The sequence below is a fragment of the Acinetobacter gyllenbergii genome (genome assembly GCF_001682515.1).
Classification (GTDB): domain Bacteria; phylum Pseudomonadota; class Gammaproteobacteria; order Pseudomonadales; family Moraxellaceae; genus Acinetobacter; species Acinetobacter gyllenbergii.
The window spans coordinates 442670-461086 of sequence record NZ_KV575261.1; the positions used below are offsets into that span (position 1 = coordinate 442670).

The 18417-nt window shown below is 38.9% G+C and carries 17 protein-coding genes and 1 tRNA gene; 16 read left to right on the forward strand and 2 right to left on the reverse strand.

Annotated features, from left to right (window positions below):
• Positions 1–126: 126 nt before the first annotated feature.
• The 7 genes from NG55_RS02325 to NG55_RS21190 all read left to right on the forward strand — a co-directional run bounded on the left by NG55_RS02325 (position 127) and on the right by NG55_RS21190 (position 7937).
• Positions 127–4605, forward strand: coding sequence for an RHS repeat-associated core domain-containing protein (locus NG55_RS02325; RefSeq protein ID WP_065342204.1), 4479 nt, complete (start codon positions 127–129; stop codon positions 4603–4605).
• Between the two features lie 91 nt (positions 4606–4696).
• Positions 4697–5635: a hypothetical protein gene (locus NG55_RS02330; RefSeq protein WP_065342205.1), complete on the forward strand. Its 939-nt coding sequence runs from the start codon at positions 4697–4699 to the stop codon at positions 5633–5635.
• A gap of 514 nt (positions 5636–6149) precedes the next feature.
• Positions 6150–6407, forward strand: coding sequence for a hypothetical protein (locus tag NG55_RS02335; RefSeq protein ID WP_065342206.1), 258 nt, complete (start codon positions 6150–6152; stop codon positions 6405–6407).
• Positions 6408–6579: 172 nt separating this feature from the next.
• On the forward strand, positions 6580–6849 hold the full coding sequence (locus NG55_RS02340; RefSeq protein ID WP_065342207.1) for a hypothetical protein: 270 nt from the start codon (positions 6580–6582) through the stop codon (positions 6847–6849).
• Between the two features lie 81 nt (positions 6850–6930).
• Positions 6931–7152: a hypothetical protein gene (locus NG55_RS02345; RefSeq protein ID WP_228704138.1), complete on the forward strand. Its 222-nt coding sequence runs from the start codon at positions 6931–6933 to the stop codon at positions 7150–7152.
• 54 nt (positions 7153–7206) lie between these two features.
• Complete coding sequence (locus tag NG55_RS02350; protein ID WP_065342208.1) at positions 7207–7443, forward strand: hypothetical protein; 237 nt, start codon at positions 7207–7209, stop codon at positions 7441–7443.
• Between the two features lie 311 nt (positions 7444–7754).
• Complete coding sequence (locus NG55_RS21190; RefSeq protein ID WP_228704139.1) at positions 7755–7937, forward strand: SCO4402 family protein; 183 nt, start codon at positions 7755–7757, stop codon at positions 7935–7937.
• Between the two features lie 62 nt (positions 7938–7999).
• Here NG55_RS21190 and glyA read toward each other — a convergent pair whose 3' ends face one another.
• Both glyA and NG55_RS02365 read right to left on the reverse strand, forming a co-directional pair.
• Positions 8000–9253: a serine hydroxymethyltransferase gene (gene glyA / locus NG55_RS02360; RefSeq protein ID WP_065342209.1), complete on the reverse strand. Its 1254-nt coding sequence runs from the start codon at positions 9251–9253 to the stop codon at positions 8000–8002.
• A gap of 242 nt (positions 9254–9495) precedes the next feature.
• The gene (locus NG55_RS02365; protein WP_032860322.1) at positions 9496–10734 is read right to left on the reverse strand and encodes an alpha/beta hydrolase family protein; all 1239 of its coding nucleotides are present in this window, start codon (positions 10732–10734) and stop codon (positions 9496–9498) included.
• A 254-nt stretch (positions 10735–10988) separates the two neighbouring features.
• Here NG55_RS02365 and NG55_RS02370 point away from each other — a divergent pair, with 254 nt between their 5' ends.
• From NG55_RS02370 to mltB, 9 genes are all read left to right on the forward strand, one after another.
• A complete protein-coding gene (locus tag NG55_RS02370; RefSeq protein ID WP_016539782.1) occupies positions 10989–11672 on the forward strand; it encodes a putative quorum-sensing-regulated virulence factor in 684 nt (227 codons plus the stop codon).
• Positions 11673–11821: 149 nt separating this feature from the next.
• Entirely contained in the window at positions 11822–12409 is a 588-nt protein-coding gene (locus NG55_RS02375) for a hypothetical protein (protein WP_016539781.1), read from the forward strand.
• A 121-nt stretch (positions 12410–12530) separates the two neighbouring features.
• Positions 12531–12606, forward strand: a tRNA-Arg gene (locus NG55_RS02380).
• A gap of 139 nt (positions 12607–12745) precedes the next feature.
• Entirely contained in the window at positions 12746–13681 is a 936-nt protein-coding gene (locus NG55_RS02385) for an ABC transporter ATP-binding protein (protein ID WP_005204396.1), read from the forward strand.
• On the forward strand, positions 13678–14451 hold the full coding sequence (locus tag NG55_RS02390; RefSeq protein ID WP_016539780.1) for an ABC transporter permease: 774 nt from the start codon (positions 13678–13680) through the stop codon (positions 14449–14451). Before NG55_RS02385 ends, NG55_RS02390 begins: the two co-directional genes overlap by 4 nt.
• Entirely contained in the window at positions 14448–15263 is an 816-nt protein-coding gene (queF, locus tag NG55_RS02395) for an NADPH-dependent 7-cyano-7-deazaguanine reductase QueF (RefSeq protein WP_016539779.1), read from the forward strand. The genes NG55_RS02390 and queF overlap by 4 nt, the downstream gene beginning before the upstream one ends.
• A 33-nt stretch (positions 15264–15296) precedes the next feature.
• Complete coding sequence (locus NG55_RS02400) at positions 15297–15956, forward strand: hypothetical protein (RefSeq protein WP_016539778.1); 660 nt, start codon at positions 15297–15299, stop codon at positions 15954–15956.
• Positions 15957–16110: 154 nt separating this feature from the next.
• On the forward strand, positions 16111–17253 hold the full coding sequence (rodA, locus tag NG55_RS02405) for a rod shape-determining protein RodA (protein ID WP_016539777.1): 1143 nt from the start codon (positions 16111–16113) through the stop codon (positions 17251–17253).
• Between the two features lie 19 nt (positions 17254–17272).
• Positions 17273–18274: a lytic murein transglycosylase B gene (gene mltB / locus NG55_RS02410; protein WP_016539776.1), complete on the forward strand. Its 1002-nt coding sequence runs from the start codon at positions 17273–17275 to the stop codon at positions 18272–18274.
• The last annotated feature ends 143 nt before the right edge of the window (positions 18275–18417 follow it).

Consider the following 18417-nt stretch of genomic DNA (forward strand, 5'->3'; position numbering starts at 1 on the left):
TAAAGAAGCATGGCAGGCATCGTGATATTTCACCTGCTTTCCCATGATTCTTTTTATGAATACGGTGTTTTTTTATCCGTGTTTCAAATAATGAAAACCAATAATTTTTTATAAGATGGTAATGATATGAAAATGAATAAGCTGTTGCTGCACATGTTAGCAACCCCCTTTTTAGTCTCCTCAATCTATACCCATGCCGCTTATCAAGATGAGCGCTATGGACTCACCGCATTGACCGCACAAGCCCAAAATGTTCAGTCCTGTACCCCTGGGATCGATGCAATCTCCCGACAAATTACGACGGGCAGTACCGATATTACTGGCCCCTTAGCCTTTACCCGAAGCTATGAAACCGCGCTGCAATTAGGTTTCAATCCGAGCTACCGCTCAAATGATGCCAAAGTCCTCGATGAAGCATTTGCTGTGACTTATCTGGAAGTCAGAGCACTTTTTGGCGCGGGTTGGAGTCATAATTATGATTTCCGTTTAAATACTATCGGTACCCAGGCTTATACCTTAAATATGCCTGGTGGCGGCTTACCCATGACTTTTGCCAAACAAAGTGATGGCTCGATTAAAATGTCCAATACGAGTCTGGTACCGATTACCACGGATACCGAGTACAAAATTACTGACAATAACCTTTCTGTCATTGTGAACATCAACGGTGTAGAAATTACTTTCCAAGCACTGTCAGGTTCAAGAGGACTGTTGCAGAATTTCCAAGCGACTCAGGTCAAATATCCTGGTGGCAAAGTCATCAATATGACCTATTCTCCAGTCTCACGTTCTGGGGCCGTTGCAGGTTATTTGCTGACGGGCGTTACAGACAATCGCGGCAATAGCTTGAAAATAAGCCGAAATAATATGACAGGGTCTGATACCTCGACATTGGGCTTACAACTGCAAGGCATGATTAGCAGTGTTGAATCCTCTCCAAATGCACTGAATAAACAAATTGCCAATTATAGCTATGTAATTCAGCCTGTAGTCTGGAACAGTACGACAAAAAATCTGCCTAAATTAGTAAAAGTGATATCAACAACTAATGGTACTGAAGACTATACCTATACAGACTATACCCATAATGGCTTATTTAAAGACAGAGCCAAAACAGATGTTGGGGTTATTCTGCCGATCTTAAGTAAATACGCCAAATCTGGACAGGCGTTATTTAACTGGGAGACAACCGCAGATAGCATCGCCAGCTATAGCGATAAAGCTTTAGATTACGCCTCATTGCGTTTTAATGAAAATGTAGATGGTGGTACGCTGACTCTTTCGGGCCCACACCCTTCCACCGCATCGGTTGCAACTGAAGTCTTTAGTTTGGCCAATAGCACAGATGGTTCTAATCGCCTGTTCTATAATTCGACCAGTGGCTTTCCGTGCTTGAGTTATAACGGCAAACCACTTAAGAATCTGGTTTTTTCCAAGAAAATTCGCCGCCTCAGTGAGGTTGTAGACAAGAATGGTAATAAAACCACACTCGGTTTTGATGTTAATAATCGCTTAACCTCTCTCGCCGAAGCCGTGGGTTCAGCCAGTCCCCGTACCACAACCGCAAGTTACAGCACGGCATTTGATATTCCGTCAAGCATTCAACGCGGCAATCAGACTCAAACCAACAGCATTAACACGGCTGGTCAGATTACTCAATCTGTTCTAAGTTCATCTCAGGCTGGCAGCACCTCCAAAACCACAGACTATACCTATCTGAGCAATGGTCTGGTTTCGACTGTGGATGGGCCGCGCACAGGCACGATTGATAAGGTGACTTTTGGCTACGATGCATACGGCAATAAGGCCTCAGAATCTCAGGTCGTAAACGGTACAACCCGTACCACCAGCTATGTCGGTTATAATGCGCTTGGTCAGCCTGAACGTATTGTTTACCCAACTGGCTTAGTCGATAAGTTTGTCTATAATGCGGATGGTACTGTTGCCAGCAAAACCACAGGTACGGGAACTGCGACGACGACTATCACCGGTAAAACCACCAGTTATACTTATGATACGTTGAAGCGCTTAAGTACGGAAACCAATCCCGATGGCGAAAAAACCGCATATGCTTATGATATCGCTGGACGCCTCATTAAAACCACCTTAGCAGATGGCAGTTTGCTCAATAAGAGCTATCACGGTAATGGGATCGTTGCTTTAGAAAAACTGACCGATAGTACTGGTGCAACGATCTTTAATCAAAGTTCCACAACATTGGACGCCAATTTCCGTCCACTTAAAACCGTCAGTGGTACAGATGCCGCTAAAAACTGGGTCACGAACAGCTATGACCTCAATGGGAATCTCACCCAAACGGCTTCTGCCTTGGGAATTACCGAAAAATGGTCTTATGATGTTTTAAATCGTGTCCTAACCCATACCGATGGCCTTGGCAATATTGATAAAAAGACCTATGACCTACAGGACAATACACTCACAGCACTTGATGCCTTAAATGCAGGAACCAATCCCTATGCTTATCGCAATGGTAAAGTCTTAACCAAAGAGATCAATACAGATTATGGCACCAAGAGCTATAGCTACAACGAAGCAGATCTACTGACTCAGTCTGTGTACGGAACACGTAAATGTGACAATCTGAATATCGATGCTTTGGCACGTGTTGGGCAAACAGCCTGTACGCATTCAACCACAACGACACCTGCCAACCTGTTGAGTAATCTGAGCTTTGCTTATGACCAAACTCGTTTTGGTCGCTTGGATAAAGTCAGCTCTAATGACACAGCTTATGGCGTAGATACCAGTTATGGCTATGATGCTTATGACCGTATCATCAGTAAATCTCAAACCAACAAGGCCATCACCACGTGGACAGGAACCAAACCAAGCTTAGCTGTCGCTTATGCCTATACTGTTGGTGATAAATTAAGTAGTTTGACCTTACCCTCTGGGCGTAAGTTGGCGTATAGCTATGATGTGACCAAGAAGAACTTACTCACCAATATCACATTAGATGGCGCTGCGCTGATTCGAGCAATCACGTATGATGCAGGCGGTCAAATGACAGGTTGGAACTGGGGTGCTGGAGCCGCAAGTTATACGTGGAGCTATGATGCGGTCAAGAATGGTGCTGTTCAGTCCATTAGCAACAAAAATAATGCGGGTGCTGTCAACTATAGCTTGGCATATGCTTTTGATAACGATGGTCGTGTTAATAAACTCACTCGTAACAATGGTTTGGTTGATAGCTTTAGTTATAGTAATGCGGATCGCCTGCTTACCGAAACTCGTGTTAATGGCAGTACCAATGTTTTCGGGATTACTTATACTTATGACAAAAATGGTAACCGTTTAAGTCTTGCCGCGACAGGGACACATCAACAACCTCAGGCGAGTGTGGCCTATACATATACAGGCAATAAGTTAGCGACCATTGCGGGTGCAGCAGTTACGCATACTGCCAATGCCGAATTGATCTATGGTGGATTTACTCCGACCTATGACAATGCAGGTAATCGCCGTGAGGATAAAACCACAGGTGGTGCTGCAACGACTCCTCAGTACTATATGACTTATAACCACAAAAATGAGCGGACTGTTCGTGGTTATCAAGCCAATGGTTCAGCATGGAAAGCCAATGCTGTTCAGTATGTTTATGATGAAAACAGTCATTTGATTGGTGAATATAGCGCTGATGGTGTGCCACTGGTTGAATATGTTTGGATGGGTGACAAACCTGTCGCTGCAATTTATGGCTCTGGTGCAACCAGCAAAACATACTGGATCGTCACTGATGCGCAAAATACGCCACGCCGTTTGATTAATGCAGCGGATGCTTCAACAACTGTATGGGCTTGGGACAGTACTGCTTTTGGCGTAGGTGTTCCAAGTGTTCAGACGGTGAAGTTTAACCTTCGCTTCCCTGGTCAGTATTATGATGAAGTGACTAAACAGCACTACAACCACAATCGTTTCTATAACCCTGCTTTGGGGCGTTATGTTGAACCTGACCCGATCGGGCTTGAAGGTGGATTGAATCCTTATATTTATGTTGACTCAAATCCAACCAACAAAATAGATCGTTATGGAAAATACGCAGAAATAGAATATAGTGGTTCAAATGCTAGAGTTACTATTCCTGTATATTTTACTGGTCAAGCAAACGCTATTCCTAATGTTATCAATCAATGGAAAAAAGAGGTCGAGAAAGCCTGGTCTGGATCGTATGCAGGATATGATATTAATGTTGTCCTTGACATACTGGATCAGCCTAGTTCTACTATATACAAAAATATAAATATTATTGATGTAAAATGGGGGTCTGAGCGTCAAATGAACTGTACCGGTTCCAGAGGTTTAGGTGGGTGTGCAGCCTATATTTCCGATGATGCTGATAAACCAGGAATTTGGAATCGAGGACTATTTTTTTCTGATACTAAATTAGGATCTATCGTACATGAATTTGGCCACATAATGGGATTTAATGAAGATATGTACTATACCCCTTCAGGTCATCCTTTTTCTATTCCTAAAGCTGGGTGGGAGCAAGATATTATGGGCAATACTAGTAGTGGGCGTGTTACTAACAAAAGTTGGTCGTATATCCTTAAAAATGGAAATACAGCTCTATTTAAAAAATAATGCTAAGAACTCAAACTTCTATTAATTAACTTTCAATAGCAAGTACTCTACTTGCTATTGATATATTAAAAGGTAAACAGTGAATAATTTTATGAAAAAAAACATCTTTATAATATCTAGTATTGTTCTAGCATCTTCTACTGGTATCCAAGCTAAAACAATAAATATACATAATATATCATTAGTTACACCTGATGATATATTTTTCAAAAAAGATGTAGGACCAGATTTTGAACTGTACTACTTCTACAAAAACAATGACAATATTCTAAATATGTATATTGGCAATTTCCCCAATAAGAGCATACTGGAAAAGCCAATAAAATATCAAGAATTTAATTTAAACAACCAACCAAATGTAAAAATCCCTTATTGGTTTTGCAATAATCTCAAGACAGAGGTTTGTTTACGAGAGGAATTATTAATTTCAAATAGTGGACCTGCAACCACAATACAATTTTTCTACAAAACAAAAAAAGAACATATGGAAACTTCAAACAATATTATAAAAAGCTTAGCAGCCCCTAAGATAATAACTAAATTAGATACATTAGTATCAACCACTGATAATACAGAGTTCCCATTATATCCTTGTTTCAATATTACCATCCCAAAAAATCTTCAAATAAATGGATTAGTAAATACAGAAAACACTACGATAAGTAGCCATTTAATAAGAAATATACCATCAAAAATTGAAAAAACAGATAGAATTGGTTTTATAACAATAAAAAACACTACAACCCATCAGCAAGAAGAGCTTAAAAAAAACACATCTATTGATTTTCTTCCTTTTTTTGAAAATCTTAAAACTAAATTCCAGCAAATAAATATTAATACACTAAACCTATCAGACAAGGAGCACCCATACTACAAAAATATTATAACAATTCCTTTTAAATTTAATGAGAATCAATACTACTCAACAATCATTTCTGAAATAAGATCAGATGATGATGGATTAACCATCCTACAAATATTAAATAGTATAAAACCATCAGAAGATAAGGATTGTAAATTTGAACAGTGAATGTTTTCATTCTGCTTATAATAGGTATAGTCACTTGATTGGTGAGTATACTGCTGATGGTGTTCCACCGATCGATATGTATGGATGAGTGATAAACCTTTCCTTGCAATTTATGGCTCTGGTGTAACCAGCAAAACCTACTTGATTGTAATCGCTGCCCCCATGCCGTTTGATTGATGGCTTGGGATGAGCAATGATAAATAAAACGTTTGAAGCTTTGCAATTGCGCAAAGGCTTTTGGTGTAGGTGTTCCAAGTGTTCAGAACAAGGATCAGCAGAGCACTGCTCTACCCGAGCACAAGGCGAAAGCTATACTTGAGTAATGATGAGTTAACTTAACAGTGCCATAACTTGATTTATGACATTTTACAAAGCTAAATCGATCTTAAAAAATACCTGAAATTCTATAGTAGCAATGAGAGGCTCTTATTTCAGAATATCTAATTAGATAGCTAAAGATAAAGTTTTAGTTACACCAACTTCACTCAAAAAATTAACAGGAGAATGAAAAATTATGGAAAAACATATATTTTCATATAAAAATCATAGTAAAGAAATAATTAACATAATAGTAGAACCTTGGTTATTAATTTATGAAATAAGACCATTATCAATTATTGTTTTTACTTACACAAGTAATGAAAGGAAGCTTGAAATTACAGGATCTAGCGACAATTCAATAAATATTTACTTTGATTTCGATCAAATACAAGTTGTATTGGATGATAAGGATATTACTTCGCTATACCCTCTCAATAAAATTAAAGATTAAACATTTAAAATGATACATTATGAGTCACTAATTTAATTAACAACCATAGAAATCATATTAAATATTGATCTAAAATTACACAGAAAAATATTTCAAGGATAAATAATTAAAGCAACTATCAGCTTGAATACATAATAATTTTATTTTTAAAATTTAATTAAAAGAGTTAACCATGTCACTTGATGAATTAGTACAAAGATCAATTAAAAATCTTGCTAAAAAACATATTTTTTATGATAAATCTAGAAATTTAGATATCATCATTGTCAAAATATATCCACGTATAGGTTTAGGTTGTGGTGGACAAATAAAATTAGATTGCTGGATAGGGAAATATATAAGTATTATTGCCGAGGATTATTTAGGAAACTATATTATCCGTCATAGTTCTGGTGCTGTTTCATATCTTGATCTTGAAAAAAATCACATTTTCTTTAAGTAATAGCGTCAAAAATTTTCTAATTGCGTTACATTAAATAAAAATTCATCGTCAAGATAAACTTATTATATTTTTGGAAATTCTATGAAAAACATCAATCTAGATGAAGCAAAAGAAATCATTGAAACTAAATTGATTGAGATCTCAAAAGAGTCTGGTGAAAAATGTGTGATTGCAAGTATTAATGAATTAAAAGATGATGGCTGGATTTTTGGCTATAATACAGAAGCTTTTATAAAATATAATAAAATTTCGCACTGCTTAGCTGGGAATGTTCCTTTTTTGTTTCAAAAACTGGCGAATTAAGGTATTTATCAAATAATGATTTAAGTTTTTACATAAAATTAAATGAGAGAAAAGATGAACTCTAAGCAAAAAATAGTGTATAGAAATACGAGCAAGGACGATCTTAAGTTGATACTTGAGCCTTGGGGAGGTGAAACCATCATATCTCCAAACTCTGAAATAGATATTATCATTGATGGAGATCATTCTTTAGGTTACTTGGAGTTTGAATATGACCATCACACGGTGATTATTTATGGATGGCAAGGAAGTATCATTCGAATTTATGAAAATGGAAAAGAAGTCCTATAAAATATATTTACAATAAATTCACTAGGAGAGAAATTACTATTGGTCTCATTGTATTTTATAAAATCTTAGCAAACAATAGTCTATATTTAGTATAAGTTCTTCACCGCCCCGCCAAAACAGTTTCAATTTTAAAGGTTTGACTATGCTAAAGCATCCAGAACGAAGACAAAATCTGATTATATTCTTAACGGATTTGGCCGCATTCCCCTACCAAGTAGTCATTCAAAATAGCAATCCTATTTTAAATATAGACTTAAATGACATTATTCATTTTCTTTTTGACGATACTGAATTGGCATATAACACACATCATGAAATTGGATGGTTTTTTAAAGTCTGTAGAAGAAGCCGAAGCCATTCATGAACTTACCAATATGATAGATATTTTATTAAACAAATATGGTACCCATTTACTTGATACTCAGTATATTGAAAAACCCGAATGGCAAAATGTTGTTGCAGCAGCCAAGAATGCACTTAATATTATTGGCTAATTCATAAATGAACAAATATCCATAAAAAAAGCGCCTTACGGCGCTTTTTTTAGATATACAAATTAGTTTGCATATACAGGGAATTTTGCACAAACAGCTTCTACTTTAGCTTTTACATCAGCGATAACTTTCTCGTCACCTTTGCTGTCGATCACGTCTGCGATCCAACCTGCAAGTTCACGTACTTCAGCTTCACCAAAACCACGAGTCGTCACGGCTGGCGTACCAATACGGATACCAGAAGTTACGAACGGAGAACGCGGGTCATTTGGAACCGCATTTTTGTTTACAGTGATGTGCGCTGAGCCTAACCAAGCATCAACTTCTTTACCCGTTACGTCTTGTTTGATTAAAGACAATAAGAATAAATGGTTTTCTGTACCGCCAGAAACAACATAATAACCACGTGCAATTAACACTTCAGCCATTGCTTGCGCATTTTTCACAACTTGTTGCTGGTAAGTTTTAAACTCATCAGACATTGCTTCTTTGAAACAGATTGCTTTAGCAGCAATCGCATGCATCAAAGGACCACCTTGGTTGCCTGGGAATACAGCAGATTGAAGTTTCTTTTCGATTTCTTCGTTTGCTTTAGCAAGGATTAAACCTGAACGTGGACCACGAAGTGTTTTATGCGTTGTTGTCGTTGTTACGTCTGCAATTTGCACTGGGTTAGGATAAACACCCGCAGCAACTAAACCAGCAACATGCGCCATATCAACAAAAAGGTATGCACCTACTTTGTCAGCGATGTCACGGAAACGCTGCCAATCAACAATTTGGCTATAAGCAGAGAAACCAGCAACGATCATACGCGGCTTGTGTTCCAACGCTAAACGCTCTACTTCTTCATAATCAATTTCGCCAGTTTCAGTATTTAAACCATACTGAACAGCGTTATAGGTTTTACCAGAGAAGCTTACTTTAGCACCGTGAGTCAAGTGACCACCGTGAGCCAAGCTCATACCAAGAACGGTATCACCTGGGTTAAGAAGTGCTAGGTAAACCGCAGAGTTTGCTTGTGAACCCGCATGTGGCTGAACGTTCGCATAGTCTGCACCGAACAACTCTTTTGCACGATCAATTGCAAGTTGTTCAATCACATCCACATATTCACAACCGCCATAATAGCGTTTGCCAGGATAGCCTTCTGCATATTTATTCGTAAGTTTTGATCCTTGTGCTTCCATTACAGCTGGTGAGCAATAGTTTTCAGATGCGATTAACTCGATATGTGCTTCTTGGCGTACGCCTTCAGAAGCAATCGCTTGAGCTAATTCTGGATCAAATTCAGCAATAGAGATATTGGCAAACATTAGCGGAGGGTCCTATGAATTAGGGCTTTTAAGCCGTGCTAAAGATTGGTGCATATTGTAGCACGAAGTTTATGGTTTCACAGATTGATATTTATTTAATTATTCGTGAATTTTATTCATTCTTAGCAGGGGTTTTGATAGGCCAAAATCAACAAGCTATTTTTTATACATTTTACATCTTAGAGACTTGCATTGAAAAAGCCCAATCTTCGCAAAATGGAAAATCGGGCTACTCTCTTCTCTTAATTATTGGCAGGCATCGCCGCTTTTACATCCTTGACAATCTCACCTATATTCAAGACATACGCCGAGCCATGATCCCATTCAGTATTGGTAATGTACTGGATTTTTGACCCTTTGTTTTGTGCAATTAATACCAACGCATCCGTTGCAGCTTTAGGAACCGTTGTATCTTTTGCTCCTTGATAAATTACTACAGGCTGACTCAATTTCACCTGAGCTGGCTGAGAATCAGTTTCCAAGAACGTTTTTACCAAAGGCACAGCCATAAAATTGGTTTGTGTTCTTGGATAATTGGTTAAACTATTATTGTTTTTACTCGCATAATCCTGCATCGCTGCTCCAAATTTCTGACCTAATACATCATAGCAATCTGATTCAGCCTGTTTCGCTATCAAATCAGTTGGCGTTTTAAAAACATTAGCGTAATTAAAACTTGGTTCAAGATTTCTTAAACCTGCAGTGATCAAAGCGGTAAATGTATCTAGCTGGGCATACATCGCAATTTTTTGCGCTAAAGGTGCATTCTCAACTGACGCATTACCATTCACCAAAATTGCAGCTAAATTAGAGGCAGGTGCAACAGCAATTGTCCCCTTATAGTCAAGCTTAGCACGGCTTTGATATTGTGCTGCCCCCAATGCGGCTTGCCCACCTTGAGAATGCCCAACTGTCATCCATTGCCGTGAAACCAATTTACCTTGCCCTGCTAAATAAGATCGCGCAGCAACCACCGCATCGGTAATCGAATAGGCTTCACTTTTTACATTTAGGAACGGATGCAACTCGCGACCACTTGGCTCACCTAAACCTTCATAATCAGGTGCAACCACCACATAGCCCGCTGCCAGAAATTGGGTAATCATACCTTGAATATACATATTGGTTGCATTTCGGCTTGGTGCACATTGATCAGCAACGCCAGTCGTGCCATGCGCCCATGCAACAATTTTCCAGCCGCCAGCAGGTGTTGGCCCACCAGGTACAAATAATAGTGAGGTCGCCATGGTCTCTTTGCCATTTTGTCCTAACATTTTATACGTCATGACCGAACTTTCAGCAGCCACGGCGCTAAAGTCTGTTTTAGTATAAGCAACTGGAATACCCACCACAGGATTTTTAATGTTGTTTTCTGGAATGCCTGGCTTCGGTACAAACGAAATATTGTCGTCATCGCCATTACACGCGGTAAGCAATACACTTGAGCTCAGCAGTGCAACCGTTAATAATTTCATGTTCATGTCATGTTTCCCTGATTTTTATCGTTTTCATTTTAGTACTTAGTATTTCTTTTACGAAGGCAAATAATTCCATAAGAATGCGCTAAATCCCAAATTGTTCAAGTATTTTTTTATTTTGCTGTTTATTTGCGCAGTTTTAGTCAAACTCTTTTCTAAATTTTAAAAAAACTAAACTGCATCTGCCTTATTCAGCACAGCTTATGAAGAATTTCTTGTAAGATATTGAAATTCTCAACTCAAGCTAGGCCAATGTTATGCAAGCAATCATTTTAGATACTGAAACACATACGTTGAATGGGTTGCCGATTGAAATTGCCTATGCCCCAATTGAAATTGAAAATGGAAAGCTCAGTCTCGATAAAAAACAAATTTTTGATCAGCTTTACCAAGTTGGTCAGCCTATTTCCTTCGCGGCAATGGCGGTCCATCATATTTTAGAATCCGATCTCGTAGACCAACCTTTTTATAATGAATTTCAACTTCCTGTTGAAACGACTTATATCATAGGGCACAACGTTGATTATGATATTGCAGCTATTGCACGTTGTGGCATTGATACCTCAAAACTAAAACCAATTTGTACTTTGGCCTTAGCACGTCACGTATGGGAAGATGCCGAAGCGCACAATATTTCCGCCCTGATTTATCTGATCTCAAAAGGCAGTGATAAAGCACGAGAAATGTTGAAAGGCGCGCATCGTGCAGATGCGGACATTATCTTAACCGCTAATATTCTGATGCATATCATTCATCAGTTGAACATTCAAAATATTGAACAGCTTTATCTTGCATCTGAAGATGCCCGTATTCCTAAAAGCATTACTTTTGGTAAACATAAAGGTACTGCCATTCAAGACCTCCCTGCTGATTACATTCAATGGCTCATGCGTCAGGAAGATCTTGACCCGTATTTACGCAAAGCTTTAGAAACTAAATGAGTGAAATAAAGGATAACGTTCTCAATTTTTAGCTTATTTGCCACTTACTTTAAACAAGGCAATGATATTTAATAAATTGTTAACATTATTGTCATTTTTTAACCTTATCTTAATCTCCGTCTAGATCTTGATTTGGGGGAGATTAAGAGATGTCACATTTTTTTAAAACCGAGCTTGGGCAAACAGCCCTACAACAACGCAGTATTGCATTGACTGCACGTCAACGTCGTCTACTGCTATTAATTGACCATGAAGATTTTAAAGAACTGGATCAAGACTATAAGGAAAGGATTGCACCAACTGAACTGGTTCAACAACTGATTGATATGGGTCTACTGGCTGAACAAGCAACACCTATCGTTCAAAAAGCAAATCCAGTACCCGAATTAAAAGTTCATGATCTCAAAACAGCATCAGAGCCCGTTATAACACAAGAAACAATCGCACCAAGACCTAGTGCGGCTGAACTAAAACCAGAACCAGAAATCGAACCTGAAATTATTGAATTAGAAAAATTACCCTTTGTTGAAATCCAGCAAGTCATGATTCAAACACTCACGACCTATTGCGGTCTAATGGCGCGTCCTTTGATACAAAAAATTCAGTCGATTAGTTCTTTACAACAACTCAAAGTCTGCCAAATGCAATGGATAACCTCACTGCAAGAATCACGAATTCCACCTGCTCAACTCAATCAAACTTTAAAATTGATCAATTATTCAGTGCAGCATTTATAGTTGGATATGTAGAATATCGATAAGTTGAGAATAAAATTGATGTTTTAATAAACAAGAAGTAGCTTTATTGGAAGGTATATATTTACCTGCCTGTGTTTTTTGCCTATGATGTGGCACGCATGCGCTCATAGCTCAACTGGATAGAGTACAGGTCTCCGAAGCCTGTGGCGTGGGTTCGAGTCCCGCTGAGCGCACCATTGCATCTCCTTACCTTCTCTCTACCCTCTTATTTTTATAATCGTTCTGTTTTTAACACGCCATAAACCTATTTTTCTACTTGGTTTATTTTTTCATATCGCTCAAAATACCCCATCTATTTAACAACGTGAGACGTTTATGACTGATGCTTTGGTGTTGAGCGGTTTGTCCAAAACTTATCGTAATGGTTTTCAGGCGTTAAAAGGGATTGACCTTACCGTACCTGAAGGTGAATTTTATGCATTATTAGGACCTAATGGTGCAGGAAAATCGACAACGATTGGTATCATCAGCTCTTTAACCAAAAAAACATCTGGTTCTGTTGAGATTTTTGGGCATAACTTAGATACCCATCCCTCACATGCAAAACAATGTCTTGGTGTTGTTCCTCAAGAATTTAACTTTGGTCAATTTGAAAAAACTTTCGATATTTTAGTGACCCAAGCGGGTTATTACGGCATTCCGAAGAAATTGGCTGAACAACGTGCTGAACACTATTTAGAAAAGCTTGGCTTATGGGAAAAACGCAATATTCAATCGCGTATGCTCTCAGGTGGTATGAAACGCCGTTTAATGATTGCACGTGCGATGATGCATGAACCTAAACTGCTGATCCTCGATGAACCGACTGCTGGCGTTGATATTGAGTTACGTCGTTCGATGTGGGACTTCCTCACCGAAATGAATGAAAATGGCACATCGATCATCCTGACCACACACTATTTAGAAGAAGCAGAAATGCTGTGTCGTCGTATCGCAATTATTGACCGCGGAGTGATTAAGGAAGATACCTCAATGAAAGGTTTCCTCAATCAATTGAATGAAGAATCGTTTATCTGTGATTTAGCTGAACCAATCGAAACTTTCGACCTGAATATTATAGGTTTTAAATTTAATCTGATTGATCCGGTTACCCTAGAAGTCACCATGGATAAGGCGCATAGCATGAATGACCTCTTCCTGTTATTACAGTCACAGAATATCCAAGTCAGCAGTATGCGTAATAAATCGAATCGCTTAGAAGAATTGTTCGTGAAAATGGTCGAGAAGAATCTTGCAGGAGCGGATCAATGAATTTTAGTCAATTACAAACCGCCCTGTGGACCTTAGTCGTTAAAGAAATTCGTCGCTTTATGCGAATTTGGCCACAAACCCTGCTTCCACCCGCCATCACCATGAGTTTGTACTTTGTGATTTTTGGCAACTTGGTGGGTTCCCGTATTGGTGAAATGGGCGGCTTTAGCTATATGCAGTTTATTGTGCCCGGCTTGATTATGATGGCTGTAATCACCAACAGCTATGCCAACGTTTCCTCAAGTTTCTTTAGTGCCAAATTCCAAAAAAGTATTGAAGAACTCATTATGAGCCCAGTACCCTTACACTTAATCTTATGGGGTTATGTGATTGGTGGTGTTAGCCGTGGTGTGTTGGTCGGTTTGATCGTCACGATAATGAGCCTATTCTTTACTCACTTAGAAATTTATAATGTATTTGTGACTATATATACAGTCATTATTACTTCATTATTATTTTCATTGGGCGGTTTCATCAATGCGGTCTATGCCAAGTCATTTGATGATATTTCAATTATCCCAACTTTCGTATTGACACCTCTTACCTATTTAGGTGGTGTGTTCTATGCCATTAGTGCACTCAGCCCATTTTGGCAAAACGTGTCTTTAGTTAATCCAATTGTATATATGGTCAACGCCTTCCGTTACGGTATCTTAGGTCATAGCGATGTCAATGTGTCCTTATCATTAGGCATCGTGACGCTATGCTGTGTTGTCCTTTATGCAATCGCCTATCATTTATTAGCTCGTGGTTCAGGAATGCGTGAATGAGTGTTGAACATTCTTTATTGGGTAAAGATACCCAATACCCTACTCAATATCAGCCAGATGTTTTATTTCCAATTGCGCGTGCTGAGTCTCGTCAACAATATGCGCATATTGAAGGCATTACTCAAGGTAAAGACTGGTGGCATGTATTTGAAATTTCATGGCTGAATCATCTTGGTTTACCGCAAGTGGCAATTGGTCGCTTAACCTTACCTGCCAGCTCACCTAATTTAATTGAATCAAAGTCATTAAAACTTTATTTCAACAGCATGAACTTCACTCAATTTGAGTCTCAGCAAGCCTTTGTTGAAACCGTTGAGCGTGATTTATCCCATGCTGCTGGTGCAAAAGTTGAATTACAACTGTTCCAAGTTGATGATTTAGAGATATCTAAACCTCAAGGGATTTGTATTGATGATCTCATTCCTGAGCGTTTATCAGAGCATCCTGACTCAACCTTGTTACAATTGGATACAACCACAGAAGACGATGTCGAAATCGAGTTGTACTCGCATTTATTAAGAAGTAATTGTCCTGTGACAGGCCAGCCAGATTGGGGCACTGTTTTTATTCGTTTGCAAGGTAAAAAACCTTGTTATCGCAGCATTTTAGCTTATATTATCTCGTACCGTCAGCATAATGGTTTCCATGAACAATGTGTTGAGCAAATATTTGCGGATATTTGGCAACTGTTAAAGCCAGAAAAGCTGATGGTCTATGCAACTTATACTCGCCGTGGGGGCTTGGATATTAACCCATGCCGAGTATCAGATTTGTCATGGATGCCCGAGCCAATTCGCTTGGCACGACAATAAAACGAATAAATTTGATATAGAGGACGTTCTTCAATGACCAGTTATTTCGGGATTCTTCCGTCAGCAAGTTTGAGTCAGGACATTCAACTTGCGCAAGCCAACCGTGACAGTAAAGAGCCTCAATACCCTTTACGTGACAAAATTTCTCTACAGCTAACTGATGAGTTAATTGACACTATGTTGGTTCACTTGGTTCAACAATTTCCACCAAGTGACAAACGTGATACGACTGAAGGTCTTGCGATTAAAATTCGCGGCATTGTTGAAACCCTAATGAAACAGCTCTTAGGCAAAGCCTCTAATGAACAAGTGCTTGAATCACTCGCATTCATGGAAAAAAGCTTGTTTATTGATAATGATGGTAAACAACGTATCGGTACGGTATTACCAGACAATCTTGTCAATGACATGAAAAAAAGCTTTGCAGAAGTGGCTGCTGGAAACGGTAAAGAGCAACGTGATGCTTTAACGCAGCAGTTTAAAAAGTTTGCAGATGCATTGATTCACCACTTTATGACTGAATTTAACAAAACCCTTGGTCTAGGTATGGTGAAACGTGGCGTAGCCAGCGTTGCAACCAGCGGCGTAGAAACTGCTGTTCATATCGTGATTAAAAAATTGATTCCGAGCTTAAGCCAAGTGGAACTTGAAGTCTTTACCAAGCACTTCGACCAACTTTTGGTACAAAAATAAGTTTAGAATGATAAGAAAGCGGCGATTACCAAATCGTCGCTTTTTTTATGCCAAATTAATCGCTTATAAATGTCACAATTTCTAAATTTGCATTGTCTAAATCAGCGTTTATGTTAGCATTCGCGAAGCGTTGATTTACCTGATTTAGAATCGCATGTCTCCAAGCCCGCAATACAAATTTTTACGTCAAGCACCTCGTGATGGCTTGAGCACTGCCAATCAGCCATCTCGTTGGCAACAACTGCATATCGACCCATGGCTATGCCTATTTCTGATTCTCAATGCCTTACTTGGCCTGACTGTTTTATATAGTGCATCAGCGCAAGATGTCGGGCTGGTCAGTAAACAAGCCATGAGCTTTGGTATTGGCTTTGTGGTGATGTTTACTTTGGCTCAAATTCCACCAAAAGTGTATCAGGCATTTTCTCCCTACTTTTATGTATTTGGGGTGTTGTCACTGCTTGCTGTGGTGGTTTTTGGTGAAGTCCGTATGGGGGCGCAACGTTGGATTGATATTCCTGGCTTTGGTAGCGTACAACCTAGTGAATTTATGAAAATTGGCATGCCAATGATGGTGGCATGGTTCTTGTCACGTAAAGCCCTACCACCAAGCTTCTCACAAGTCATTCTGTCTTTATTGCTGATTGTTGTTCCTTTTCTACTGATTGCAGAACAACCCGACTTAGGGACGTCGTTATTGGTTCTTGCCAGTGGTATTTTCGTCCTGTTCCTCAGTGGGCTGTCATGGAAATTGATTGCAGGCGCAGCAGGTATTGCAGGCATTATTATTCCAATTGCATGGGAATTTTTACTGCATGATTATCAACGTCAGCGCGTTCTGACTTTATTTAACCCAGAAGCCGATGCACTCGGAACAGGTTGGAATATTATTCAGTCTAAAACAGCGATTGGTTCTGGTGGCTTTTCTGGTAAAGGCTTTTTAGAGGGAACCCAATCCCATCTACACTTTTTACCAGAAGGTCATACTGACTTTATTATTGCCGCCTATTCAGAAGAATTTGGCTTGATTGGCGTCACTCTGCTGATTCTTCTCTATTGTGCAATCATTTTTAGAACATTCCAAATCGGCTTACAAAGCTTCCATAACTATGGTCGTTTGGTTGCTGGTGCCTTTGGTTTGTCTTTTTTTGTTTATGTATTTGTAAATGCAGGCATGGTCAGTGGTATTTTACCTGTAGTAGGTGTGCCTTTGCCGTTCATGAGTTATGGCGGAACTGCAATTATTACTCTTATGTCAACTTTTGGACTGGTTATGTCTATTCATACACATCGATAATGAGGAATTTTATAAACTTATGTTTCTTCCTACTTTGAATAAAACTTTTAAATTTTTAACTTTAAGCGCTGGTTTATTTTTGAGTAGTAATTGGGCACAAGCCAATGAATTTTACACTCATCCCAATTACCCTGCATTCAAACAAAAAGCAATGACAACCTACGGGTTAAGTGGCGAACAGATTGATGCAGCTATGAGTGGTGCGCGCAATTTACCCAACATTTTAAACATCATGACTCGTCCTGGTGAAAGTAAACCTTGGTATCAATACCGCTCAATGTTTCTAGTAGAAGGTACCATTCAACGTGGTGCACGTTTTAAAAGCCAATATGAAGACGTACTGAATCGTGCTGAACAGCAGTACGGTGTGCCTAAATCGGTGATTCTCGGCATTTTAGGTGTAGAAACAGGTTATGGCGCCAATAAAGGCTCTTTCATCACCAGAGATGCCCTAGCAACACTTGCCTTTGGTTATCCACGCCGTGCTGACTATTTTAGTGACGAACTCGCTGCTTTGATTTCTTGGACCTATAAAGAAGGTTATCCAACTAACAGCATTGTAGGCTCTTATGCGGGTGCAATTGGTTACCCACAGTTTATGCCAAGTAATATCCAAAAGTTAGGTGTGGATTACGACGGCAATGGACATATCGATTTAAGAAATTCTGCTGCAGATGCGATTGGTTCAATTGCAAACTATTTAGCTCAGCACGGATGGGAACGCGATCGTCCAATTGGCTTCCCTGCTCGTTACTCTGGTAACAATCCAGATAGCGTGATTGCTAAGGATTTAACCCAACCAACACCTTATGGTGAATTGAAAAGATTAGGGATTGCGCCACTTGACCCTTTGGTAAAAATTGATGACCTTGATTTAGTCAATGTTATTCAATTACAAGACCAATTTGGTCCAATTTACTATATTACTTATCCAAATTTCCAAGTGATTACCACCTACAACAGAAGCAGAATGTATGCCACTGCAGTGTGGTTATTGGGCACAGAAGCAGCTAGCCGATAGGCTAGCTTTTTTACAAGATTATGAAAAGTCAATAAATTTTTTATTTAAAAAGTACATATATTCGGCAAAATTCATAAATTGTTACAATATTGATTAATTTATAACCAGAAACTGTAAGTTTTTGCCCTTTTTGTAACTATTTA

Coding starts and splice junctions, on each gene's coding strand:
- NG55_RS02390 (WP_016539780.1), top strand. CDS start 13,678: ATGAATTTTAGTCAATTACAAACCGCCCTGTGGACCTTAGTCGTTAAA.
- glyA (WP_065342209.1), bottom strand. CDS start 9,253: ATGTTTGCCAATATCTCTATTGCTGAATTTGATCCAGAATTAGCTCAA.
- NG55_RS02335 (WP_065342206.1), top strand. CDS start 6,150: ATGGAAAAACATATATTTTCATATAAAAATCATAGTAAAGAAATAATT.
- NG55_RS02365 (WP_032860322.1), bottom strand. CDS start 10,734: ATGAACATGAAATTATTAACGGTTGCACTGCTGAGCTCAAGTGTATTG.
- NG55_RS02325 (WP_065342204.1), top strand. CDS start 127: ATGAAAATGAATAAGCTGTTGCTGCACATGTTAGCAACCCCCTTTTTA.
- NG55_RS02370 (WP_016539782.1), top strand. CDS start 10,989: ATGCAAGCAATCATTTTAGATACTGAAACACATACGTTGAATGGGTTG.
- NG55_RS02400 (WP_016539778.1), top strand. CDS start 15,297: ATGACCAGTTATTTCGGGATTCTTCCGTCAGCAAGTTTGAGTCAGGAC.
- NG55_RS02340 (WP_065342207.1), top strand. CDS start 6,580: ATGTCACTTGATGAATTAGTACAAAGATCAATTAAAAATCTTGCTAAA.
- NG55_RS21190 (WP_228704139.1), top strand. CDS start 7,755: ATGAAATTGGATGGTTTTTTAAAGTCTGTAGAAGAAGCCGAAGCCATT.
- NG55_RS02385 (WP_005204396.1), top strand. CDS start 12,746: ATGACTGATGCTTTGGTGTTGAGCGGTTTGTCCAAAACTTATCGTAAT.
- NG55_RS02330 (WP_065342205.1), top strand. CDS start 4,697: ATGAAAAAAAACATCTTTATAATATCTAGTATTGTTCTAGCATCTTCT.
- mltB (WP_016539776.1), top strand. CDS start 17,273: ATGTTTCTTCCTACTTTGAATAAAACTTTTAAATTTTTAACTTTAAGC.
- rodA (WP_016539777.1), top strand. CDS start 16,111: ATGTCTCCAAGCCCGCAATACAAATTTTTACGTCAAGCACCTCGTGAT.
- NG55_RS02350 (WP_065342208.1), top strand. CDS start 7,207: ATGAACTCTAAGCAAAAAATAGTGTATAGAAATACGAGCAAGGACGAT.
- queF (WP_016539779.1), top strand. CDS start 14,448: ATGAGTGTTGAACATTCTTTATTGGGTAAAGATACCCAATACCCTACT.
- NG55_RS02345 (WP_228704138.1), top strand. CDS start 6,931: ATGAAAAACATCAATCTAGATGAAGCAAAAGAAATCATTGAAACTAAA.
- NG55_RS02375 (WP_016539781.1), top strand. CDS start 11,822: ATGTCACATTTTTTTAAAACCGAGCTTGGGCAAACAGCCCTACAACAA.